This is a genomic window from Draconibacterium halophilum (assembly GCF_010448835.1).
Classification (GTDB): Bacteria; Bacteroidota; Bacteroidia; order Bacteroidales; family Prolixibacteraceae; genus Draconibacterium; species Draconibacterium halophilum.
The window spans coordinates 447712-471346 of sequence record NZ_CP048409.1; the positions used below are offsets into that span (position 1 = coordinate 447712).

The following is a 23635-nucleotide window of genomic DNA, read 5'->3' on the forward strand; positions in this document are numbered from 1 at the left end:
TTGCGTCAGATTTGTATTTTAAAGATGGTACGAGAAGGACTTTCCTTTAGGGCTTTGCTCTTTTTGCCATACGGCTATTAGTTTACACGAATCTCTTCGTATTTTTGCGGAATTTTAATGTTGAAAGAAGTGATTTTATCTGTTGAAAATCCATTCATTCTTATCTTCATTTCTATCTCTTCTTCAGGAGAATGAAAGTTCATTTCTATGCTTCCCGGATACGCTTTATTTTCTACTTCAGTAAAATCATCGAAAAGCAATTTCATATTCCGTTTGTTTGTTTTATCGCTGATAGACAATCGCTTGAGGGCAAAATTATCAGGATTAAAAAACATTTTTTGAACAATCAGCGCCTGATCGTCAAGTCGCCTTAATCTGCGTTCTGCCTTGTTTTCCTTCTCCTCCATTTTCTCGATTTTTCTCGATTTTTCAGATTGCAACACATACAAGTTGTCTTCAATAAACGAATCGAAAGTTCTGTAATCCTTGTTCTTCGGATCGTTTCGGTACGAGAAAGCATTGTTTGAAATAATGCTTTGTATGGTAGCAAAATCAAGGTCGATATGCAAAAAACTGCTGAGGTACGAATAATCGTCGACAAAATAATTGCGGTCGATGTAATTCACGTATTTCACGCTGTCGGGAGTTAGCAAAACACGACCAACGGGAATATTCAGTTTACTGATCGACACCAGAATGCGGTCGTCTTTTTTCGCTTTCAGATTGATTTTAAAAGTTGCTTTCGACTGGCTGCTGGAAAAATTGCAGTTAACACGTTTTATGGTAAGGTAATCGTAATCAAATGAATTTTGCTCAACCCGTTTCAACAATTTATTGGTGCTGATCGGCCGCGCTTCAACCAAGGCTAATTCAGATGGTGTTTTACATGAAGAAACAGCTATTAGCACGGCTGCAAAAAACAGCGAAACCCTGAAATACTTTAGAAACTCCATCCCCTACTCTTCAATATATTTTTGTTCCTCAATTTTACGGTCTAAGGTTACCGACTCGCTACCACTATCTTTCGCCTTTTTCCAGTACTTTAAAGCCTCTTCAACTTTGCCTGTTTTGTACAAAATATCGCCATAGTGTTCCAGCAAAGTATCGCTTTCTTCATCGCTGTTTTTCATGGCCGAATCCATATAAAACTTCGCCAGGGTGTATTCGCCTTTTTTAAACAACACCCAGGCATGTGTATCGAGGTAAGTTGCATTATCAGGAAACCGCTCGATCACTTTACCGCTCATACGTTCAGCTTTATCCAGCTCAACACCGTCAACCGATAAATAGTAGGCGTAATTGTTTAGCGTAAGGTAGTTTTCAGGATCAACCTGAACAGCTTTATCAAATATCTTGAATGCCTCGGTTTTGTTTCCATTTTTATAAACGGCCTCGCCTTTTAGCATTAAGAAATTAGCTTGCAATTGCGGATTGTCAATCACATAATCCATTCCCTCTTCGCTGAGTTCAATAGTTTCGTCAAATTTTTCTAACTGCACACAGGCAATTGCTTTGAAGAAATAACCCTGCGGCTGGTTCGGGAATAATTCGATGATCTTTCCTGTATGTTCGTACAGTTTATCCCATTGCTGTAAATCGTTGTCGATGTACATTATCCGTTCCCAAACCATATAATCGTTTGGTTCTATCTCAACGGCTTTCAACAAAGCTTCGCGTCCTTCGGCCAGTTTATTTTCTTTCAGAAGCGATTCGGCATGGATGGTGTGTACTAATGATTCATCGGGATGTTTTTCAAGCAAAATAGCGATCAATTCTCCACGCTGTTTTTCGTTAAGATGCGACTGTGCCGGATTTGCCGTTAACATCATGTACAGTTGCATTTTTGTTTGAATATCAACTGCATCGCTTGAAAAACCGGCTTTTGTTTCTTCGAACGACTTTTCCACCTCACCATTTTCAAGGTAATAATTGGCCATCGAAAAGTGAACAAAACCATTTTCCGGATCCATTTCCTGGATCTTTTTATAGTTTTTCAGCGCACTTGCTGAATCGCCCTGGCTCTGATACAAATCGGCCAGCAAACCGTAGTATTTTGCTTCGTTTGGATTGTTTTCAATCAGTTTATTGATTTCTTCAAACGCTTTGTCAATCTGTCCTTTTGAAACAAATATCTGCTGTTTAGCTACCGATATCTGCTCGTTAACGCCGGTTTCTTTTTCCATGCGGTTGTAGGCAGAAATGGCTTCTTCAAAACGTTGTGCATTGGCCAGCAGTGCAGCATTCATGTAAATGTATTCCAGATTTTCCGGCTCCTTTTCTACCAATTCGGCATAAATATCGGCTGCTTCGGAATACTTTCGGGTTTGCTGATAGATTTGTGCCAGCAATAGTTTGTACCATTTGTTATCAGGATTTAAACTGATTGCTTTTTCCAGCAACAATGAAGCACTGGTAAAATCGTTATTTGCGGCATGAATATTTGCCAGTTCGAACATAGCTGCCGACGAGTTTGGATCGATCTCCAAACAACTCGATAACAACTGAATAGCTTTTTGTGCATTGCCAAACATTTTTTGTTTTAGCGCCTCAACAAAAAGGTATTCGAATTCCTTCTGCTTTTGCTCAACTAATTCGGTAGTGGGCGTATTTATTGCAGCCTTTGCCACTTCCTGTTCGGTGACCTGTTTTGGTCCTGAACAAGACAGTAAAGTGATCGAAAAAGCTGCAATACCTATTCCTTTTATAAAAATTCTCTTCATGTTAATGTTTTCCGGTGTGGCCAAAACCACCTGCTCCTCTTTCTGTTTCTTCCAGCACTTCTACCAAATCCCAACCCACTGTTTCGTGTGCGGCAATAACCATTTGGCAAATGCGTTCTCCATTCTCTATAACAAAATCTTCTTGCGACAGGTTGATGAGAATAACGCCAATTTCTCCGCGATAATCGGCATCAATGGTTCCGGGAGTATTTAAAACCGTAATTCCTTTTTTCAAAGCCAAACCACTTCTCGGACGAACCTGAGCTTCGTAGCCCTGTGGCAATTCAATGAATAAACCGGTTGGTACCAATTTCCGCTCAAGCGGTTTTAACACCACGGGTTCATTAAGATTTGCGCGTAAGTCCATTCCGGCCGAAAATACTGTGCTGTAGGCCGGTAGTTCATTCTTTGATTTATTAACGATTTTAACCTGCATCAATCTGTTTTTTTTAAAGAACGGCTAAGATAGATAAATAATGCGTCCGTTCAGTAGGTTTAACAAGATTTATGATTGTGTTTGAATGAATCAACTAATTGTATAACAATTATATAATAATGAGGTCGGCCATAATCTCGTCGGAAACAAAAAGCCCTTTTCGGGTTAATGTAATGGTGTTGTTGTTGATAAGAAGAACACCTGTATCTTTATATTTCGCTAACTGACTGGAAAAGTAGCGCTCTTTTTCGTTGCCAAAACGTTGTTTTAAATCCTTTTGCGACACTCCCCATTTTGTTCGTATACGGGTTAAAATGTACTCGTTGTACCGATCATTTTCGCTTAGTTTTTCTTCCTCGAAATATGGCTGATTATTTGCCTGCGCTTTTATGTAGGCTTCAACACTTGAGTCGTTCCAGCGCCGCGAAACACCATCGAACGAATGCGCCGACGGTCCCAGTCCCAGGTATTTATCACCCATCCAGTAAGCTGTGTTGTGACGGGAATACAATTGGTCTTTTGCCAAATTTGAAATCTCGTAATGTTCGAAACCATTAGCCAGCGACAGATCTACCAGCGTGTTAAACTGATCAACACTTTCTGCTTCTTTCAACTCCTTTAATGTGCCTTTTTTTAGCCAGGTGTAAAAAGCGGTTCCTTCGTGATAAGTTAAATGATAAGCCGACAAGTGTTTTACCGGGAGATTGAAAAGCTGATTCAGACTTTCTTCCCACTCTTTTGGTGTTAAATCGGGGAGGCCGTAAATCAAATCGGCACTTAAATTCGAAAAGCCGGTTTTTGCTGCAATTTCAATGGCTTCAACAGCCTGAGTTGCATTGTGCCGGCGGTTCATTTTCTTTAAATGCCGGTTTTGAAAGGCCTGAATTCCTATACTCAAACGGTTTATTCCAACCTGTTTTATCGCTATAAGGTAATCATTACTCAGGTCATCAGGATTGGCTTCAAAGGTAATTTCAGCATCGGAATCAACGTTGAATTCAGCATTCAGCACAGCTAGTATTTCGTCAATTTCCTTTGCTGATAACACCGATGGGGTACCACCACCAAAATATATGGTTTCAATCGTTTCCTCGTTCAGGTAGTTTTTGCGTACTTTAGCCTCGATTTTCAGGGCACTGATAAAATCGGATTGCAATGAAGTATTTACCGTTTTGTAGAAATCGCAGTAATAACATTTCTGACGACAAAACGGAATATGAATGTAAATACCTGCCATGATGAAGCCTGAAATTTTTATACTGAATTAAACAATTTTTAGAATGAAAATAGCACCCTACTGGAGACTTGCAATTTGGTTACTAATAATGACTTACCTGCTTTTTATACCTGCCAGTCAATTACCGACAAAACCATTTATACAAATTCCGAATTTTGATAAACTGGTTCATTTCGGGATGTTTTTTATCCTTTGCATGCTAACCTTCAGGCCGGTAAAACAATTCACCCCTAACTTTTATTTTTGGACACCGTTACTGACATTTGCTGCAGCAATTTTGCTTGAATTCATTCAGCAAAAAATATCGCCAAGCCGCCACAGCGATGTGTACGACCTTTGGGCCAATGCTGCCGGTTTATCGTTTGCCACCTTTTTTTATGCACTTTTTGTCCATAAAAAATGGCTTGAACGCATTTTCTAATCTCCCGTAATCAGAAAGTTTACAATACTCAGAGTTTTACCAGATCCTCGTATTTATCGATGTCTTTTCCAACCGTTTCCAGCGAAGTGTTTTTGTAAAAATGTGAAATATCCTGGCGCAGCTTTTCGTATTGTGCGTGCACCGGACACAGCGGTTTCGACGGATCGTGCGTTTTACACGGCTCTAAACTAATAAGGCAGTTGGTGAAAAACTCTTCGCCGTCAACTTTAATAACAATGTCCCACAACGAAATTTCTGACGCATCGCGCGAAAGCGAAAAACCACCATTTGGTCCTTTGGTTGAAACCAGCAATTTTTGTTTTACCAGGTTTTGCAGGATTTTACCTAAAAAAGGAGATGATAAACCCAAATCTTCCGAAATCTTTTTGATTCCAATTCGTTTATCTTCTTTTGAAAATTTACCGAGATAAATCAACGCTCTGAGTGCATATTTGCATGTATTCGATAACATCTATTTTAAATTTAAAATTGTTTTGCTGTATGATTTTTCTGCAAAAGCAGGAAATTTCTTTTGTTTTCCCAACACATTTTTGTTGGCTTTTAGCAGCGTATTTTTCATTTTTCCATTCACCCGGTCCAGGTTTTTTCGTTTTTTGAATGCCCATTCATAGGCCTTCATTCCTTTGTTCCAGGCAAAATTCCCCTGGTTTTCGTCAACCGCAATTTTTCGGTTTAAAAGCAACAAGTCGTGCAGCGGTATTTTTACCGGGCAAACATCGGTGCAAGCCCCGCAAACCGTGGAGGCAAAACTTAAATGATTGTATTTATCAAAGCCTTTCATAAAAGGCGTTATTACCGAGCCGATTGGTCCACTGTAAGTGGTGTTGTAGGTGTATCCGCCCACATTTTTATAAATGGGGCAGGCATTTAAACAGGCGCCGCAACGTATGCATTTTAAAGCATCAACATGTTTTGGTTGCGCAGCAATTTTTGTCCGATTATTATCGAGTAATACCACCACCATTTTTTCCGGCCCATTGGCTTCATCCGTACGTTTTGGTCCGGTAATCAGCGAATTATAAACGGTAACCTGTTGTCCGGTTCCTAAAGCCGACAACAAAGGAAACATCAGCTGCAAATCGTCGATCGACGGGATAAGTTTTTCAATTCCGGAAATTGCAATATGCACTTTCGGAAAAGAAACCGACATAAAACCGTTTCCTTCATTTTCGGTAAGTGCTACTCCACCAACATCTGCTACCAAAAATTAGCTCCTGTAACACCCACTTCGGCAGAAGTAAATTTTTCGCGCAGTACTTCTCGCACAAAAAGGGTTAATTCGGTTGGTGTTGAATGCTCGGGTGTTTCAAATTTTTTGTGAAAAAGCTCGGCAACATCTTCTTTCGATTTGTGCATTGCCGGCGTTAAAATATGGTAAGGTTTTTCACCCGCCACCTGAACGATAAATTCTCCCAGATCAGTTTCAACCGGTTCAAAACCAGCTTTTTCAAGATTTTCGTTTAATTCAATTTCTTCCGAGATCATCGACTTACTTTTTACCAAAAGTTTCGCCTCATTCTCTTTCAAAATTTTTATGATTTCCGAAACAGCTTCTTCTCCATCACGAGCCCAAACCACATCAATTCCATTGGCTTTGGCATTTGTTTCAAACGTTTCAAGATAATGCGCAAGATTAGAAACCACCTTCTTTTTCAGATAAGAAGCACGGTGTTTGGCTAAATCCATATTTCGGTAACGAAGTTTACCTTTCGCAACAGCTTCGTCGTATTTCGAAATATTAAAATTTAACGTCTTCCGGTGTTTTTTATCAAAAGCAATTTTTGAATCCTTGAGAAATATTTTTTTATGAGCTGTCATTTAATTTTCAACAGGAATCATGTCTACTCGTCGGGCATGTCGTCCACCTTCAAATTCCGAACTTAAAAAAGCTTTTACAATCGCAACAGCTTCTTCATCAGAAACAAATCGACCGGGCACTGCACAAACATTTGCATTGTTATGCTGGCGAGCCAATTCAGCAATTTCAGTATTCCAACAAACTCCTGAACGCACACCCTGATGCTTGTTTGCAGCAATGCTTATTCCTTGCCCACTTCCACAAAAAGTAATGCCAATTTCAAATGCACCGCTTTCAATGGCTTCACCCATTTTGTGCGCATACACCGGATAGTCAACACTTTTATCAGAATTACATCCCAAATCTTCGAATGCAATATTATTGTCATTCAAAAATTTTTTAATCACCTGCTTTTTTGCAAATCCGGCATGATCGCTTGCCAAGGCTATTATTTTTCCCTCTAAATTCTTCATTTGTACAAAATTAATACTTTTTGATATTTATTTCATTTATTCTTAATATTTGTTGTATGAAGGGTAAACAAAAGTTAAATATGGCAGTCATAAACTAATATATATCAATAATTTACGACTTATTTATAAAGGGAATAAATCGCTTCAGTTCATTTATTTCCCATTTAAAAACAAGAAGGATAAAAGCCAATACTAAAACAATATTAATGGAGTATTTCACTATTACTGATAAATCGAGTGTAAATTGCGAAAGGCCCACAATAACCACAGCTGCCAAAAAATAACTACCTATTCTTTTCAGATCGTAAGGCACCGGAAAATGTTTTTGCCCCAAAAAATAGGAGATAAGCAGCATAACCAAAAAGCAGCTAAATACCGCAATTGCCGACCCCATATAACCCATTACCGGAACCAGCGTAAGGTTTAAAACCAAAGTAATAACAGCTCCAATTAAAGCCATATAAGCGCCATATCGGGTTTTATCGGTTAATTTATACCATAACGAAAGCGTAAAATACATGCCATAAAAAAGATTGGCCATTAACACGATGGGCACCACTTTTAATCCCTGATGGTATTCAGAGTCGACAATAATCTTTATAAGGTCAATAAACAGCACCATTCCAATGAAAATGATCAATCCGAAAATGACAAAATATTTCATAACAACAGCATATATTTTCGGGTCGTCTTTTGATCCTTCGCGGGCAAAGAAAAAGGGTTCAAACGCATACCGAAACGCTTGAATGAACATATTCATTAATACCGCCAGCTTGTAATTGGCACCATAAATTCCAAGCTGAAACATCGGATCCTGATCTTGCGGTACCAAAAATGGAATCAGCACTTTATCGATATTCTGATTGATCATTCCCGTTAATCCAACGATCAGAATAGGGAAACCATAACTCAGCATTTGTTTTAGCAGCTTCTTATCAAATTGAAATGAGATTCTAAAGATCTCGGGAAGCAGTAATACCAGGGTAATCAGCGAAGCCAGTAAATTGGAAATAAACACATAACCTACGCCGATATCAGCTGAATAAACGGTTGAAATAATTGAATCAGGATTATTGGATAAAATACTTGGGCACAGTGAAATAAAGAACAGGTTAAAGCCGATATTAAAACCAATATTCACCAGTTTTATAAAGGCAAATTTTATGGGCCGGTTCTTTAGCCGGAGCCGCGCAAAGGGAATTGCTGTAAACGCATCGACACCCAAAATTATGGCAAACCACAAAATATACTCCGGATGATCGGGATAATGAATCCAGGCAGCTATTTCGTTTCGGAAAGCTGCGGCCAGCAGTACAAACGAAAAAGTGGTAAAAAACAAGGAAACCATCGATGTGGAATACACTTTTTCAGGATCGTCGCTTTTTGAGGCAAAACGGAAATACGAGGTTTCCATTCCGTAGGTAAGCAGTACCAGCAAAAATGCCACATACGCGTACATGTTGGTTACCACACCGTAATCGCCGGGCAAAAACATAAACGAATAATAGGGGACAAGCCACCAGTTTAAAAAGCGGCCCACAATGCTGCTAACCCCGTAAATGGCTGTATCGCTTGCTAATTTTTTAAATGGATTCAATAGTTGAAATTTTAGGCAAAGATAAAATCATTTGCTTTCATGCATTTCAATAAAACAACGTTTTACAATATGTTTTATCTTTGAAGTCAAAAATAGCAGAATAATGAATCGAAACCTTTTCCCAATAGTACTTGTATTTTGTTTGCTCGTTAGCTTTTTTTCGTGCTCAAATAAATCGAATAAACGACCACGAAAACCGGTAAGTACAATAAGCATTAAACCGGCAAAACAACTATATACTTCTGGCGATAAAGTAACTTTAAATATAAAAACCCGTTTACGCGACGGCGAACTAAAATCGGTAAAAGTGTATTACGAGGGCAAATTACTTCAAGAGAGTGATGAGCTGAAATTTGAAATTCCAGATGTTGAACTGGATCGGGTAGGGAACACCAGTTTTAAAGTAAATGCCGAAAAAACCGATGGATTAAATAACAGCCGGGTAAAAACGATCAATGTACTTTCTGAAATAGCACCAAAACAATTGACTTACCAGGTGGAAGTTAAATATCCGCATTTAAAAACTTCGTACACACAGGGATTGGAATATTACAAGGGTTATTTGTACGAAGGAACCGGTGAAGAGGGGCATTCAAAACTGATGAAAGTTGACATTAAAACCGGCGAACCTGTTCAATCTATTGATTTGGAAGACAAATATTTTGGTGAAGGAATCACCATTTTAAACGATAAAATTTACCAGCTAACTTATCGTGCTAAAAAGGGTTTTGTTTACGACTTGGAGACCTTTGCTGTAATCGATAGTTTTACTTACAAATCACCACAGGGATGGGGACTAACAAACGACGGTACCAACCTGATAATGAGTGATGGAACCAATATTTTAACATGGTTGAATCCCGATGATTTTTCGATAGTTAAAACTGTGCAGGTAGCCAATAACCGTGGAAATATGAATGTTCTTAATGAAATGGAATACATCGACGGAATTATTTACGCCAACATTTATACCACGAACTACATTGTTAAAATTGATGCCAAAACCGGTAAAGTCCTGGAAGAAATAAACATGGAAGGTTTGATTGATATGTATCATCGCTCGAACGACCGGATAGATGTACTAAACGGAATTGCTTACGATGCCAAAAACGACCGCTTTTTTGTTACGGGAAAATTGTGGCCAATGTTATTCGAAGTTAAGTTTATAGAAAAGTAAAAGAATTACGAATGTAGATTTTAGAAGTATATTACAACTGAAATTATGTACTTCTGTTCCGATCATAAATCTTAAATCGTTAATCGAAATTCATCATTCTAATATTAAAAAAGGCCGGGAGAGTCGCCGTATTTTATCCGACCTAAGTGTTTATAAGCCAATTCGGTAACTTCCCTTCCGCGTGGTGTTCGTTTTATAAAACCTTCTTTTATCAAAAACGGTTCGTACACTTCTTCAATTGTGCCGGCTTCTTCGCCAACTGCTGTTGCAATGGTAGTAATTCCCACGGGTCCGCCTTTAAATTTATCGATAATAGAAACTAAAATACGGTTATCCATTTCATCTAAACCATATTTATCGATGTTTAAAGCTGCCAGTGCATGACGTGTAATATCCATATCAATGGTACCGTCGCCTTTTACCTGGGCAAAATCGCGAACCCGACGAAGCAAAGAATTTACTATTCTCGGAGTGCCACGGCTCCGGAAAGCTATCTCATGAGCCGCCTCGTCGCTTATCTGTACATCCAGTATACCTGCCGACCTTTTAACTATTCGCGTTAAAATATCGCCGTCATAATACTCCAGGTGCGAATTAATACCAAAACGTGCCCGCAGTGGCGCCGTTAATAATCCTGATCGGGTAGTGGCTCCGATAAGCGTAAACGAATTCAGTTCAATTTGAACAGATCGTGCACTCGGACCTTTGTCAATCATGATATCAATACGGAAATCTTCCATAGCCGAATACAGATATTCTTCAACGATAGGAGAGAGGCGATGGATTTCATCAATAAATAACACATCATTTTCTTCCAGATTAGTTAATAAACCTGCCAGATCACCCGGTTTATCCAAAACCGGTCCGGAAGTAATTTTTATGCCAACTCCCAATTCATTAGCGATAATATTCGACAAGGTTGTTTTTCCCAGTCCCGGAGGTCCGTGAAGTAAAACATGATCCAAAGCTTCGCCACGCATAAGCGCTGCCTTTACAAAAATTTCAAGGTTTTCAACAATTTGTTTTTGTCCGCTAAAATCATCGAATTCCAGTGGACGCAAACGTTTATCTAGTTCCTTTTCCGTATCAGCATATGAATTTCCTCTAATATCTAACTCATCTTCCATCAGCACAAATCTTATTCGGGAATAAAGATGCGTATTTTTTCGATAAGCTGTGCAGCCGTAAAAGGTTTTGATAGATACTCATTCATTCCTACGCTAAAACACTTATCACGGTCGTTATCGAGCGTATTTGCTGTTATGGCGATAATGGGAACAGGCTTTTTAACACCATTTTCTTTTTCGTATTCCCTGATCACTGCGGTTATTTCATAACCATCCATCTCGGGTAGCATAATGTCCATTAACACCAGATCGTAAGTGTGTTGCTTTACTTTTTCAATAGCTTCGGGTCCGTTGGTAACTGGAATAACGTTGTAGTTATATTTCTTCAAATTAAATATAACCACTTTCTGATTTAATAGGTTGTCTTCAACAAGTAGTATGTCCAAACTTCTCTTATTATTATTATTAATTATACAAATTTAAAAATTAATACTAGTAATTATATCCTGTTAGCAATTGTTAATTACTATTTATCACCTTTTGTGCAATTCCTGTAAACATGGTTATTCTCCATTTTTCAACAACTATTTTAAGGGTTAATGTGTTCTAAGGTAAGTATATAATTTTACTTTTCAACATCTGTTGATAGTAATTGTGAAAATATAACTTACGTTTTTAACAGGTGTATTTCGTGTGGATAAAGTACCATCAAAAAACAGATCAATTAACGCCTGTTTTTGAAATGCGTTTTTATATGATGAAAAAATTGAAGAATGCAAAAATTAGTATAAAAGATTACTTTTGTTTTGTTTACATGGTTATACACAATTACTAACAATTTGTATAAAAATTAAAGCGTTGATAAATAAGAAGTTTAAATAGAATGACAGAAAATTTCAACATACTTGTTAATAAACTAAATGCGTTTAGGTTTAAATACGGGTTGTATAAACTGGTAAGAGGGGCAGCGTTGGTTTTTATATTGTTAATTACCTTATACACAGTGTTTTCTGTGGTTGAGTACTATGTTTACCTTTCATCTTTAACGCGTAAAGTTATCTTTTACGGCTTTATCATTTTCGCCGGTTTAATAAGTACACAGTTTATTTTTATTCCTTTATTTCGATTGCTGCATATTTTAAAACCTATTGATTTAAAATCATCTACAAATCTTATACAAAAGCATTTTGGTGAGATTAAAGATAAATTATTGAATATAATTGAGTTATCAGACTTACACGAAAAACAGTATTCAAACGAGCTTTTAATTGCCAGTATCGATCAGAAAATTGATGAGCTAAAAGTATTCAATTTTAATGAAGCAATTGAGTATAAGAATATTAAAATAGTTTCTATCTATTTATTAATTAGTATTTTAATAGCTTCAGGGATATTGTTATCCAATAAAAATATTTTTACTGAATCGACAAACCGGCTGGTACACTTTAATCAGGAGTTTGTAAAACCGGCCCCTTTTTCATTTCATATTAAAAACGAAACGTTAAAAGCGAAAAAAGGAGATTCGTATACGGTAATAGTTGAAGCCGAAGGGGATGAAATTCCTCAAATCGTATATATTAATATAGAGGGAAATAATTACCTGATGAAAACAAAAGAAACAGGTAATTATGAATTCGAAATGGCATCGGTTATTAATCCCGTTTCGTTCTATTTTACCGATTTAAATTATAAATCAGATAGTTATACCTTACAGTTATTACCAAAACCGGGTATTAATTCTTTTACTGTTAATGTAGATCCACCTCGATACACATTAACAGAATCACAACGGCTTGAGAACATCGGAGATTTGCAGGTTCCATGTGGAACAATTTTAAAATGGCAGTTCACAGGCATCGATGTAGATTCGTTGGCATTGGTGTTTAACGACTCGGTTCGGGTAAATGCAACTCAAAATGAAGCCACATTTAAAGTCGAAAAAAAGGTTTATGAATCAACTGATTACAATGTTTATATCCGAAACAAAGTTACTGAAGAAGAATTGGCATTGTCGTATAATATTGATGTTATACCGGATATTTATCCTGACATAGAAGTTATGCGTATTGAAGATTCAACTCGTTTAACACGTTTCTTTTTCAAAGGAGTAATTGGCGATGATTATGGTTTTTCTGCCCTTCAATTTCATTACAATATTGCAAATGAAGATACGGCGATAGCATTACCGTTTTCAAAAAATGTAGCCGATCAGGAATTTTATTTTAGTTACGATTTTAACGATATTGAATCAGACGGAGCTGTTTCTTATTATTTTTCAGTGTCGGATAACGATGTGATAAACGGATATAAAACCACAACATCCGACAGTTATACTTTTGTGTTTCCTGACAAAGAAGAATTGGAAGCTAATGAAAAAGAACAGTTTGAAAATCTTGAAAAGATGATTGCTGAGAGCCAGGAATTATCAAAGGAAATTCAAAATAATTTGCAAAATCTGCAGATTAAAAATATGGATACAAACACATCCGATTGGGAAAAATCGCAGATGGTAAATGATATTGTTCAGAAACAAAATCAACTCGAAAAACTCTACGACAAAATAAAGGAGGACAATAAGAAATTGAATAATTATTTAAATTCATTTAGCGATAATTCTCAGGAAATCATCGAAAAACAAAAGCAAATAGAAGAATTGCTAAAGGAAGTTTTTACGGATGAGTTGCAAGAGTTAATGGATGAATTTAATAAGCTTGCTGAAGAGTTTGACAGTAAAAAGTTGAACGAGTTGACGCGTGATATGAACGTGACAATGGATGATTTGCAGAAACAACTGGACAGAAATCTGGAGATGCTTAAAAAGTTCAAGGTAGAACAAAAATTACAGGAACTTGCGGACGAAATGAGCGAAATGGCCATGGAAGAAGAAAATATGGCTCAAGAGGTGAGCGAAGAGAAAAATTACGAAGAAACCAGCGAAAAAGTAAGTGAGCATCAGGAAAACATCAAGGATATTGAGAAGCGTTTAAAAGAAGCGCTGGAAATGAATAAGGAATTGGAGGAACCAATTGGTTTTGATGATTTTGACGAAGAATTTGATGAACTGGAAAAAAGTACTGAAGACAGTAAGGAAAATCTTGAAAAAAAGAATCGAAAAAAATCGAGTCAAAGCATTCAGAAAACCTCAGAGCAAATGAAAAATGCGGCTTTTGCCATGCAGCAGATGCTCGACATGAACAGTATGCAACAAAACCAGGAGAACATTCAAAACCTGAGACAGATTTTGAGTAACCTGGTATTGTTATCATTTAATCAGGAGGATGTTTTAAGGGGCTTAAGTGGAATAAGTGCAAAAGACCCGCGATTAACAGAACTGAATAGAGAACAAAAAAGGATTGAAGATCAGAGTAAAATTGTGAGAGACTCACTGTATACACTGGCTATGCGTACTCCACAAATTTCAAGTATGATTAATAACGAATTGGTGGATATGGAAATAAATCTTGCCAAATCGGGTGAACAACTGGAAGAGGCGCTATTTCCGCAAGCCAGAAGTAGTCAGCAATTTGTAATTACCGCAACAAATAATCTGGCACTTTTATTAAACGAATCATTGGAGCAGCTGGAGAAACAACAGGCCAACGCGCAACCGGGTGATCAGCAATGCGAAAATCCCGGACAGGGGAGTAGTGGTATGGGGGATTTAAAGGAATCATCTGAAAGTATAAAACAACAGTTGCAAAAGATGATTGAACAGATGAAAAACGGAAACTCGCAGGGTTTAAGCAAACAAATGGGACAGAGCCTTATGCAGCACGAAATGATGCAGCAAATGCTCCGCGATTTAATGAATAACGGCAATGTCGGAAGCCAGGCGCAGGAGACATTCAAACAAATTGACCAGATGCTGGAGGAAAACCGCAGAGAGTTGATGAATAAATCAATAAATGCGGAAACAATTGCACGTCAAAACCTTATAACTACCCGCTTACTGGAAGCTGAAAAGGCTGAAAATGAACGCGAATTTGAAGATAAACGCGAGTCGGAAAGTGCTGAAGATTTTTATAGTAACCCTGTTACGTTTTTTGAGTATAAAGAAAAGGAGAACTTTTCTATAGAATATTTGAATCGTAATTCGAATACATTAAATAATTTTTACAATAAAAAATATAAAAATTATCTAAACAAAATTGAACGCCAGAGTGAAGAATAAACCAACTAACATATTGGTAATAAAATCGATAAGCACAGAAATTAATAATGTTGAAAAATTTGTAAAGGCCATTTTCAATTATCATAATATACCAAAATCATGCTTTAATCCGGTCTTTTTATGTATTTCTGAGGCGATGACAAATTCTATTGTTCATGGAAACAAAGAAGATCATCAGAAAACAGTGGAGCTTAATATCGATTGTAAAAGTCACTTGATACAGGTACGAGTTACCGATGAAGGCGAAGGATTTGATATTGAAAAAGTTCCGGATCCAACACATACAGATAATCTGTTAAAAGAAACAGGACGAGGATTGCATATTATCAAAAGCATCGCACAAAATGTTAAATTTAATAGTAAGGGTAATAGCTTAAGTTTCGAAATTAGCTGTGATTGAAACGACTATTAAATATTTTTCTCAATTTTGCACATCATTAAAAAATACGGGAGTTAAATGTTACAAAACAGGACACTCTCAATTCTAATACGATGAAATCAATAGAATTTTATTTTGAAGATATTGAGCCAGTATCATTCCATGAACACTTTTTAAAAGAACAGGTTGAATCACTTATAATAAACGAAACATATAAGGTAGGAGAGCTAACAATTGTGTTTTGCTCCGATAAGTTTTTATTGGAGATGAATAAACAATATCTCGATCATGATTATTATACAGATATAATAACTTTTGATTACGTGGAGAAAAATGTAATTTCGGGCGATTTATTTATAAGTATAGACAGGGTGAATGAAAATGCAGAATACTATAAAATAGCGCAACTTAAAGAGTTGTATCGTGTTGTATTACATGGAGTTCTGCATTTAGTAGGGTACAAAGATAAAACGGATGATGAACAAGAGGAGATGACCAAAATGGAAGAGTTTTATCTTTCAAAAATTGATTTTAAAGAACTGAAGGTATGATGGAGAAATATGATGTAATTGTTGTTGGGGGAGGACATGCCGGATGCGAAGCAGCAACTGCAGCTGCAAACCTAGGATCAAAGACATTACTTATTACAATGGATATGACCAAGTATGGTCAGATGTCGTGTAATCCTGCTATGGGTGGAATTGCAAAGGGACAAATCGTACGCGAAATTGATGCATTGGGTGGTTATTCAGGTATTTTGGCCGATAAAACCACTATCCAGTTTCGAATGCTAAATAAGTCGAAGGGTCCTGCTATGTGGAGTCCACGCGCCCAAAACGACCGATTCAGGTTTGTTGAAGAATGGAGAAGTATTCTGGAAAATACCAACAATCTTGATTTATGGCAAGATGCGGTTATTCAATTGATAATAAAAGATAATAAGGTTAAAGGCGTTAAAACGAAAATAGGCATCGAATTTGAATCGAATACGGTTATATTGACAAATGGAACCTTTTTAAACGGTTTAATGCATATAGGGCAGGAAAAGCTTGCCGGAGGACGTATTGGAGAGGCGGCTTCATATAATATTTCTGAACAGTTGTTGGAGGCAGGTTTTACAACCGGAAGAATGAAAACCGGAACACCTGTACGTATTGATGGAAGAACCATTGATTTTTCAAAACTAACGGAACAAAAGGGCGATACAGAACATTATAAATTCTCGTATTTACCCGGTACAGAAACTCGGTTGAAACAGCGTTCCTGCTGGATTACACATACAAACTCAGAAGTACATAGCGAATTGCAAAAAGGTTTTGAACAGTCACCAATGTTCGATGGTACCATAGAAAGTACCGGGCCACGCTATTGTCCGAGTATCGAATCGAAATTGGTAACTTTTGCTGAAAAAGAAAAGCATCAGTTGTTTTTGGAACCGGAAGGTGAAAATACCATTGAATATTATCTTAATGGGTTTTCATCGTCATTACCATGGCAGATTCAGTTACAGGGATTACACAAAATTGCTGGACTGGAGAAGGCAAAAATATTTCGGCCGGGTTATGCAATTGAATATGATTATTTTGATCCGACGCAGTTAAATCATACCCTTGAAACAAAACTCATTGGTAATTTATTTTTCGCCGGCCAGATAAATGGAACAACCGGATATGAAGAAGCAGGTGCACAAGGAATAGTTGCCGGAATTAATGCGCATTTAAAAAGTGAAGGAAATAACGATACTTTTATTTTAAAACGGAACGAGGCTTATATTGGAGTTCTGATTGATGATCTTGTAACAAAAGGAGTGGACGAACCATACCGGATGTTTACAAGTAGGGCAGAATTTAGAATTCTGTTGAGACAAGACAATGCAGACATCCGTTTAACCGAAAAATCCCATAAATTGGGTCTTGCTTCGCTGGAACGTGTAAAATTACTGAAACAAAAAACGGGGCTAATTCATGAAATTATTGAATTCGGTAAAAACTTTTCAGTTAAGCCACGCTTTGTAAATCAGTTACTTACCGATAAAGGAACAACAGAATTAAAGCAAGGAGTAAAATTATACGACCTTATTTTGCGTCCTCAGATTTCAATATTTGATTTGATTGAAGTGATTACCCCGTTTAAAACGTTTCTCGAAAAGGTTCCTGTGGATAGAAAAATAGAAATTATTGAAGGAGCCGAAATTGTTATCAAATATGAAGGATATATTTCAAGAGAAAAATTATTGGCTGAAAAGTTAGATAAATTTGAAAATATAAATATTGAGGATAAGTTTAATTATAACGAATTGAAATCGATTTCTACTGAAGCACGTCAAAAGTTGGAAAAAATCAATCCAAAAACAATAGGACAGGCAAAACGAATTTCTGGCGTATCGCCATCCGATATAAACGTATTACTGGTGCTTTTAGGACGTTAGTGTTTCACGTGGAACAATTTTATAAAAATGAATTTAAAAAAAGAAATACGCGAAATTCCGGATTACCCAAAAGTTGGAATAAGCTTTAAAGATGTTACTTCGCTTTTTAAGAATAAAGAAGCATTACAGTTTGTTACTAATTCTATAGTGGATAATTTTAAAGAGAAGGGAATTACAAAGGTGGTGGGTCTTGAAGCAAGAGGCTTTGTTTTTGGTGGAGCAATTGCAAATAAGCTCGATGCCGGTTTTATTCCAATCAGGAAAAAAGGAAAATTGCCAGGTGCAGTTATAAGTGAGTCATATGAACTGGAGTATGGTATGGACAGCGTGGAAATGCATAGTGATGCGCTTGAGAAAGACGATGTAATATTGATTCATGATGATTTGTTGGCTACGGGAGGAACTGCTGTTGCTGCTCTTAACCTGGCAAAAAAATGTGGTGTTAAAACAATTTATTTCAGTTTTATTTGTGATCTCGAATTTATTGATACGCCAAACAAAACGATATTAAAAGAATACGAAACTCAGGTATTAGTAAAATATCAGTAATTGAAATACAAAACGGTAAATAAAAACATTGATCACTTAAAAACGCTTATTTCGGTGTTGCCGAATAAGCCCGGTATTTATCAGTATTTTGATCAGTCGAATACAATAATTTATATCGGAAAAGCAAAAAACCTGCGAAAGCGGGTTTCTTCGTATTTCACAAAAAATCACGATCACCGGAAAACAGCTTTATTGGTGCGGAACATTGCCGATATAAAGCACATGGTAGTTGAGAGTGAACAGGATGCTTTGTTGTTGGAAAATAACCTGATTAAAAAGTATCAGCCCCGCTATAATATTCGATTAAAGGATGACAAAAGCTATCCGTGGATATGTATAAAAAACGAGCCATTTCCACGCGTTTTTAAGACCAGAGATTTGATTCGTGACGGATCTAAATATTTTGGTCCGTACACATCTGTTTATACGGTAAGAACACTGCTCGATTTGTTTAAATCGGAATATAAATTGCGAACGTGTAATTACAATTTATCGCATGAAAATATTGCCTCCGGAAAGTATAAAGTGTGTCTGGAATATCATATTGGTAACTGTAAAGGACCTTGTGAAGGGCATATTTCAAATGAAGAATATGACCAGGGAATTGCCGATATAACTGATATTTTAAAAGGAAACATTACAGGTGTAATTAAGCACTTAGAGGGTATTATGGCTCAAATGTCGGATAATTTAAATTTTGAAGATGCACACGCCATTAAAGAGAAATACGATTCTTTGAAGCGATATCAGAGCCGCTCTACTGTTGTTTCGCCTGTAATAACAGATGTTGATGTTTATTCGATAGAAGAGGATGAAAACTTTGCCTTTATTAATTACTTGAAAATTATTAAAGGAGCCGTTATTCAGACCTTTACTTTAGAAATAAAAAAGGGTTTGGATGAGACTACTGAAGAACTCCTTTTAGCAGGAATTATTGAAATAAGGCAAAAGATATTTAGTAACGCCCGTGAGATTCTGGTGCCTTTTAAGCTAGAAAACGTTATAGATAATGTCAAGTTTAGAGTGCCACAAAGAGGGGAGAAGAAGCAGCTTTTAGATCTCTCAAAAAGAAATGCCAAGTATTTCAGGCTTGAAAAGGAGAAACAAGCGGTAATTAAAAACCCCAATATAAGAACAGATCGAATACTAAATACCATTAAAAATGACCTCCAGTTAAAGGAATTACCCGAGCGTATTGAATGTTTCGACAACAGTAATCTGCAAGGGACAAACCCTGTGGCGGCTTGTGTTGTTTTTAAAAACGCGAAACCTTTAAAGAAAGAATACCGACATTTTAATATTAAAACGGTAGAGGGACCTAACGATTTTGCTTCAATGGAGGAGGTGGTTTTCCGCCGTTATAAGCGCCTTAAAGAAGAAAACAAATCATTGCCACAGCTTATAGTTGTTGATGGCGGAAAAGGCCAACTATCGTCAACAATGAAAGCTATTGATAAACTGGAGCTGCGTGGAAAAATTTCCGTTATTGGAATTGCAAAACGTTTGGAAGAAATTTATTTTCCAGGAGATTCTGTACCCATTTATATCAATAAAAATTCTGAAACATTAAAGATTATTCAGCATTTAAGAGATGAAGCACATCGTTTTGGAATTACATTTCACAGGGATAAACGATCGAAAGTATTTATTTCTTCTGAATTGGGAAATATAAATGGAATAGGGGAGAAGACAACAGAGAAACTTTTAAAGGATTTCAAGTCAGTAAAACAGATAAAACTAAAAAAACTTGAAGCTTTAGAAGCATCGATTGGAAAAGCAAAAGCACGGGTTGTTTACGATTATTTCCAAAAACAAAAAGATGAATAAACGAGTTTTGCTTGGAATGAGCGGAGGAATCGATAGCTCTGTTTCTGCTATGTTATTGCAAGAGCAAAGTTATACTGTAATCGGAATTACTTTTCTTTTTAGCGGAACCGACGATCAAAATCATCATTTTTTGAAAGACGCAATCGCCTTAGCAGAGAGTTTAAAAATTAAACACATTACGGTTGATTTACGCAAGGAATTTGAAGAGCAGGTTGTAAGTTATTTTATCGATGAATATATAAAAGGGCGCACTCCATTTCCGTGTGCTTATTGCAATCCAAATCTAAAATTTAACTACCTCAATAAATACGCAATTGCAAACAATTGTGAAAATATTGCCACAGGACATTACGTGAAGACTGGATTTTATAAGCATAAAAAATATCTGTTTCAGGGTGAAGATCCGGAAAAAGATCAGTCATTTTTCTTATGGGGATTGCCACGAGAGATCGTCTATAAATTGATTTTTCCACTGGGAAATTATGAAAAAACTATGATTCGAGAAATAGCAAAGGAAAAAGGTTTTCTGTCGTTGTCGGAAAAAAAAGACAGTCTGGGAATATGTTTTATTGATGGTAATGACTACCGGAATTTTTTAAAAAACAGAGGCATAAAATCGCAACCCGGAAATTTTGTAGATGAAAATGGGAACGTTTTAGGACAGCATAAGGGAATTTTCAATTATACCATCGGACAACGACGCGGATTGGGTTTAAATATGAATTTTCCACTATTTGTGGCAGAATTTCGTCTAGATGACAATGAAATTGTGTTAGCAAAATATGATGATTTGTACTGTATTAAACTGCATATAGAAAATTATTATATTATTGATAATGAGGTTATTAAGTTGGGTATTGAATTAGTTGTTAAGGTACGTTACAGACTTCAGCAAACCCGCTGTAATTTGCATATTTTAAGCGACACTGTGGCTGAGGTCGAATTATTAGAACCTGAAGCAATGATAGCACCGGGTCAAACAGCAGTTTTTTATCATAATGACCGTTTGGTAGGAGGTGGATTTATTAAATCGGCAGAATAAATAAAATCTATCAAATTGTCAGATTCGATATCAAATACACGAATAGCTTAATTTTACGTTTTTAAGAAGCGTAAAAAGAAATTAAAATGCCGGACGATGTTTATCATCCTTTTCTAATAATCCCAAATAACTTCTGAAGCGGGAAGGAGCGATTTGATAATTTTCTACAGCCTCTTTTACGGCACAACCGGGTTCATGTGTGTGCGAACAATTATTGTATTGGCAGTGTTCCGAAAATTTAAATATCTCAACAAAATAGTGCGAAATTTCCCACGGTTCCATTTCTAAAACACCAAAGGCTTTTATTCCGGGAGTATCAATAATATAACCGCCAAAATCTAGCTTGAACAATTGGGAATGTGTAGTGGTATGTTTGCCGGTTTTGTGAGAATTGGAAACCTCCATCGTTTTCAAATTCAACCCCGGTTGAATAAGGTTGATGAGTGTTGATTTTCCAACACCACTATGGCCGTTTATAACATTGGTTTTATCTTTTAAAGCTTCTTTCAACGCATCAATACCGGTTCCTTCTTTTGCCGATGTTTTAAGACATTTATAGCCAATATTACGGTATATCTGCATCAAGAGGTCCATCTCTTCCGTTTCATTTTCATTGTAGCGATCTGCCTTGTTAAAAACTATCATTACCGGAATGCGATATGCCTCAGCCGAAGCCAGGTAGCGATCGATAAATGTTGTGGTGGTAACGGGGTATTGCATGGTTACCACCAGCACCGCCTGATCGATGTTGGCAGCAATAATGTGAGCCTGTTTTGAAAGATTAATGGAGCGGCGAATAATATAGTTTTTTCGCTCATGAATTGTTGTGATCAATCCAACCTGTGCTATGTTTTGGTCGGCAGACACGTTTTGGAGGGTAAATCCCACACGATCACCCACAGCAACAGGATTTGTATTCCTAATCCCCTCAATACGAAATTTGCCCTTTATTTTGCATTCGTAGGTATTTCCGTTTTCATCTTCCACGGTATACCAGCTGCCGGTCGATTTTATTACTAATCCTTCGTTCAAACTATTAAATTTTCTGCAAAGGTAGTTTTTCTGCTGTTTATCAGGAAATTTAGTGAAGAGCAAGCGAATTTTTCACGTGGAACAATGGTGAAACAGGTTGAAAAGTATGGCCAAAACAAACTTGGTGCTTTGAATAGTGATAACCTCACTCCTAGTGAGGTTATCACTAAAAGTTATTTATTCCCAGTCTAAGATTATCTTTCCACAATCACCGGATTCCATAATTTCGAAGGCTTTCTGATAATCGTTGGCTTTAAAACGGTGCGTAATGATGGGTGAAATATCGAGTCCCGAGGTAAGCATCATTTCCATGTGATACCAGGTTTCGTACATTTCGCGGCCATAAATTCCTTTAAGGGTTAATCCCTTAAAAATGAGTTTACTCCAATTAATTTGCGTACGTTTCGGTAACAGTCCGAGCAAGCTGATTTTGCCACCGTTGTACATGTGATTTACCATGTCGTTAAAGGCAACCGGCGATCCGGAGCATTCCAAACCAATATCGAAACCACTAACCATGTGATGTACTTTCATGGCTTCTTTTATGCTTTCTTTTGTAGGATCGATAACACGCGTAGCACCCATTTTTCGGGCCATATCGCGGCGGTATTTACTCAAATCGGTACCGATAATGTTGCGGGCTCCGGCAAACTTGCAAATAGCAGCAGCCATAGATCCAATTGGTCCACCAATTCCCGTAATTAGTACATCTTCGCCTAACATAGGAAAGGATAAAGCGGTGTGTGTGGCGTTTCCCAGCGGATCCATAATAGCCATCATTTCATCAGAAATTCGTGGATCGATGTGCAGCACATTTTTTGCCGGAACGGAAATATATTCAGCAAAACCACCATCACGGTTTACCCCAATTCCAATCGTATTATCGCAAATGTGTTGGCGCCCGCGGCGGCAATTTCTACAAAATCCACAAGAAATATGGCCCTCAACGGTAACACGTTCACCCACTTTTACACGGTCAACTTCCGAACCTACTTCTACCACAGTTCCCATGTATTCGTGCCCAATAGTCACCGGTGTTTTAATGGTTTGTTGTGCCCATTCGTCCCACTTGTAAATGTGCAAATCGGTGCCGCAAATAGCAGATTTTTGTACTTTTAAAAGAATATCGTTTGCTCCTGGTTTGGGCATCGGAACGTCTTCCATCCAAATGCCTTTTTCGGGTTTACTCTTTACAATTGCTTTCATTTGTTAGTATTTACATTTTTTAGCGATAACTCATGTAACTCGCTATAATCAAAC

General features: G+C 37.1%; 21 protein-coding genes and 1 pseudogene. 9 read left to right on the forward strand and 13 right to left on the reverse strand.

Going from position 1 to position 23635, the window contains the following annotated elements:
- Positions 1 to 77: 77 nt before the first annotated feature.
- The 4 genes from G0Q07_RS01700 to hemW form a co-directional block, all read right to left on the reverse strand.
- Positions 78 to 953, reverse strand: coding sequence for a DUF4292 domain-containing protein (locus tag G0Q07_RS01700; protein ID WP_163344453.1), 876 nt, complete (start codon positions 951 to 953; stop codon positions 78 to 80).
- Between the two features lie 3 nt (positions 954 to 956).
- Positions 957 to 2720, reverse strand: a complete 1764-nt coding sequence (locus G0Q07_RS01705; protein ID WP_163344454.1) for a tetratricopeptide repeat protein — start codon at positions 2718 to 2720, stop codon at positions 957 to 959.
- 1 nt (position 2721) lies between these two features.
- Complete coding sequence (dut, locus tag G0Q07_RS01710) at positions 2722 to 3156, reverse strand: dUTP diphosphatase (RefSeq protein ID WP_163344455.1); 435 nt, start codon at positions 3154 to 3156, stop codon at positions 2722 to 2724.
- 109 nt (positions 3157 to 3265) lie between these two features.
- On the reverse strand, positions 3266 to 4393 hold the full coding sequence (gene hemW / locus G0Q07_RS01715) for a radical SAM family heme chaperone HemW (RefSeq protein ID WP_163344456.1): 1128 nt from the start codon (positions 4391 to 4393) through the stop codon (positions 3266 to 3268).
- Positions 4394 to 4436: 43 nt separating this feature from the next.
- On the opposite strand from hemW, the gene G0Q07_RS01720 reads away from it, so the two are divergent.
- Positions 4437 to 4814 carry a VanZ family protein gene (locus G0Q07_RS01720; RefSeq protein WP_163344457.1) on the forward strand — a complete coding sequence of 126 codons (378 nt, stop codon included), beginning with the start codon at positions 4437 to 4439 and terminating at the stop codon, positions 4812 to 4814.
- Between the two features lie 28 nt (positions 4815 to 4842).
- Here G0Q07_RS01720 and G0Q07_RS01725 read toward each other — a convergent pair whose 3' ends face one another.
- The 5 genes and pseudogenes from G0Q07_RS01725 to G0Q07_RS01740 form a co-directional block, all read right to left on the reverse strand.
- Positions 4843 to 5286, reverse strand: coding sequence for an RrF2 family transcriptional regulator (locus G0Q07_RS01725; RefSeq protein WP_163344458.1), 444 nt, complete (start codon positions 5284 to 5286; stop codon positions 4843 to 4845).
- On the reverse strand, positions 5287 to 5799 hold the full coding sequence (locus tag G0Q07_RS20575) for a 4Fe-4S dicluster domain-containing protein (protein ID WP_246223016.1): 513 nt from the start codon (positions 5797 to 5799) through the stop codon (positions 5287 to 5289).
- A gap of 42 nt (positions 5800 to 5841) precedes the next feature.
- Positions 5842 to 6653 (reverse strand): annotated as a pseudogene (locus G0Q07_RS20580) (LUD domain-containing protein); the annotation flags it as partial.
- A complete protein-coding gene (gene rpiB / locus G0Q07_RS01735) occupies positions 6654 to 7106 on the reverse strand; it encodes a ribose 5-phosphate isomerase B (protein WP_163344459.1) in 453 nt (150 codons plus the stop codon). It abuts the pseudogene before it with no gap.
- Between the two features lie 112 nt (positions 7107 to 7218).
- Positions 7219 to 8703 carry a lipopolysaccharide biosynthesis protein gene (locus G0Q07_RS01740; protein ID WP_163344460.1) on the reverse strand — a complete coding sequence of 495 codons (1485 nt, stop codon included), beginning with the start codon at positions 8701 to 8703 and terminating at the stop codon, positions 7219 to 7221.
- 103 nt (positions 8704 to 8806) lie between these two features.
- Between G0Q07_RS01740 and G0Q07_RS01745 the strand changes: the two genes are divergently transcribed.
- Entirely contained in the window at positions 8807 to 9880 is a 1074-nt protein-coding gene (locus G0Q07_RS01745; protein ID WP_163344461.1) for a glutaminyl-peptide cyclotransferase, read from the forward strand.
- A gap of 104 nt (positions 9881 to 9984) precedes the next feature.
- Here the strand turns inward: G0Q07_RS01745 and ruvB are convergent, their stop codons facing one another.
- Both ruvB and G0Q07_RS01755 read right to left on the reverse strand, forming a co-directional pair.
- Positions 9985 to 11007, reverse strand: coding sequence for a Holliday junction branch migration DNA helicase RuvB (ruvB, locus tag G0Q07_RS01750; RefSeq protein WP_163344462.1), 1023 nt, complete (start codon positions 11005 to 11007; stop codon positions 9985 to 9987).
- Positions 11008 to 11018: 11 nt separating this feature from the next.
- Complete coding sequence (locus G0Q07_RS01755; RefSeq protein WP_163344463.1) at positions 11019 to 11393, reverse strand: response regulator; 375 nt, start codon at positions 11391 to 11393, stop codon at positions 11019 to 11021.
- A 437-nt stretch (positions 11394 to 11830) separates the two neighbouring features.
- Between G0Q07_RS01755 and G0Q07_RS01760 the strand changes: the two genes are divergently transcribed.
- From G0Q07_RS01760 to mnmA, 7 genes are all read left to right on the forward strand, one after another.
- A complete protein-coding gene (locus tag G0Q07_RS01760; RefSeq protein ID WP_163344464.1) occupies positions 11831 to 15118 on the forward strand; it encodes a DUF4175 family protein in 3288 nt (1095 codons plus the stop codon).
- Positions 15108 to 15518, forward strand: a complete 411-nt coding sequence (locus tag G0Q07_RS01765) for an ATP-binding protein (RefSeq protein WP_163344465.1) — start codon at positions 15108 to 15110, stop codon at positions 15516 to 15518. The genes G0Q07_RS01760 and G0Q07_RS01765 overlap by 11 nt, the downstream gene beginning before the upstream one ends.
- Before the next feature lie 92 nt (positions 15519 to 15610).
- On the forward strand, positions 15611 to 16048 hold the full coding sequence (ybeY, locus tag G0Q07_RS01770; protein ID WP_163344466.1) for an rRNA maturation RNase YbeY: 438 nt from the start codon (positions 15611 to 15613) through the stop codon (positions 16046 to 16048).
- Positions 16045 to 17925, forward strand: coding sequence for a tRNA uridine-5-carboxymethylaminomethyl(34) synthesis enzyme MnmG (mnmG, locus tag G0Q07_RS01775; RefSeq protein WP_163344467.1), 1881 nt, complete (start codon positions 16045 to 16047; stop codon positions 17923 to 17925). Before ybeY ends, mnmG begins: the two co-directional genes overlap by 4 nt.
- 27 nt (positions 17926 to 17952) lie before the next feature.
- On the forward strand, positions 17953 to 18474 hold the full coding sequence (locus tag G0Q07_RS01780) for an adenine phosphoribosyltransferase (protein WP_163344468.1): 522 nt from the start codon (positions 17953 to 17955) through the stop codon (positions 18472 to 18474).
- On the forward strand, positions 18475 to 20301 hold the full coding sequence (gene uvrC / locus G0Q07_RS01785; RefSeq protein WP_203532650.1) for an excinuclease ABC subunit UvrC: 1827 nt from the start codon (positions 18475 to 18477) through the stop codon (positions 20299 to 20301).
- Positions 20294 to 21343, forward strand: a complete 1050-nt coding sequence (mnmA, locus tag G0Q07_RS01790) for a tRNA 2-thiouridine(34) synthase MnmA (RefSeq protein ID WP_163344469.1) — start codon at positions 20294 to 20296, stop codon at positions 21341 to 21343. Before uvrC ends, mnmA begins: the two co-directional genes overlap by 8 nt.
- A gap of 81 nt (positions 21344 to 21424) precedes the next feature.
- Here the strand turns inward: mnmA and rsgA are convergent, their stop codons facing one another.
- Both rsgA and tdh read right to left on the reverse strand, forming a co-directional pair.
- Positions 21425 to 22375 carry a ribosome small subunit-dependent GTPase A gene (gene rsgA, locus G0Q07_RS01795; RefSeq protein ID WP_163344470.1) on the reverse strand — a complete coding sequence of 317 codons (951 nt, stop codon included), beginning with the start codon at positions 22373 to 22375 and terminating at the stop codon, positions 21425 to 21427.
- 177 nt (positions 22376 to 22552) lie between these two features.
- Positions 22553 to 23581: an L-threonine 3-dehydrogenase gene (gene tdh / locus G0Q07_RS01800; RefSeq protein WP_163344471.1), complete on the reverse strand. Its 1029-nt coding sequence runs from the start codon at positions 23579 to 23581 to the stop codon at positions 22553 to 22555.
- Positions 23582 to 23635: the final 54 nt, after the last annotated feature.

Excerpts from the sequence above, each read along its gene's own strand:
- mnmG (WP_163344467.1), top strand. The coding sequence starts at position 16,045 with ATGATGGAGAAATATGATGTAATTGTTGTTGGGGGAGGACATGCCGGA.
- G0Q07_RS01760 (WP_163344464.1), top strand. The coding sequence starts at position 11,831 with ATGACAGAAAATTTCAACATACTTGTTAATAAACTAAATGCGTTTAGG.
- hemW (WP_163344456.1), bottom strand. The coding sequence starts at position 4,393 with ATGGCAGGTATTTACATTCATATTCCGTTTTGTCGTCAGAAATGTTAT.
- ybeY (WP_163344466.1), top strand. The coding sequence starts at position 15,611 with ATGAAATCAATAGAATTTTATTTTGAAGATATTGAGCCAGTATCATTC.
- G0Q07_RS01700 (WP_163344453.1), bottom strand. The coding sequence starts at position 953 with ATGGAGTTTCTAAAGTATTTCAGGGTTTCGCTGTTTTTTGCAGCCGTG.
- G0Q07_RS01720 (WP_163344457.1), top strand. The coding sequence starts at position 4,437 with ATGAAAATAGCACCCTACTGGAGACTTGCAATTTGGTTACTAATAATG.
- G0Q07_RS20575 (WP_246223016.1), bottom strand. The coding sequence starts at position 5,799 with ATGGTGGTGGTATTACTCGATAATAATCGGACAAAAATTGCTGCGCAA.
- G0Q07_RS01745 (WP_163344461.1), top strand. The coding sequence starts at position 8,807 with ATGAATCGAAACCTTTTCCCAATAGTACTTGTATTTTGTTTGCTCGTT.
- G0Q07_RS01725 (WP_163344458.1), bottom strand. The coding sequence starts at position 5,286 with ATGTTATCGAATACATGCAAATATGCACTCAGAGCGTTGATTTATCTC.
- G0Q07_RS01705 (WP_163344454.1), bottom strand. The coding sequence starts at position 2,720 with ATGAAGAGAATTTTTATAAAAGGAATAGGTATTGCAGCTTTTTCGATC.
- G0Q07_RS01780 (WP_163344468.1), top strand. The coding sequence starts at position 17,953 with ATGAATTTAAAAAAAGAAATACGCGAAATTCCGGATTACCCAAAAGTT.
- mnmA (WP_163344469.1), top strand. The coding sequence starts at position 20,294 with ATGAATAAACGAGTTTTGCTTGGAATGAGCGGAGGAATCGATAGCTCT.
- ruvB (WP_163344462.1), bottom strand. The coding sequence starts at position 11,007 with ATGGAAGATGAGTTAGATATTAGAGGAAATTCATATGCTGATACGGAA.
- rpiB (WP_163344459.1), bottom strand. The coding sequence starts at position 7,106 with ATGAAGAATTTAGAGGGAAAAATAATAGCCTTGGCAAGCGATCATGCC.
- dut (WP_163344455.1), bottom strand. The coding sequence starts at position 3,156 with ATGCAGGTTAAAATCGTTAATAAATCAAAGAATGAACTACCGGCCTAC.
- tdh (WP_163344471.1), bottom strand. The coding sequence starts at position 23,581 with ATGAAAGCAATTGTAAAGAGTAAACCCGAAAAAGGCATTTGGATGGAA.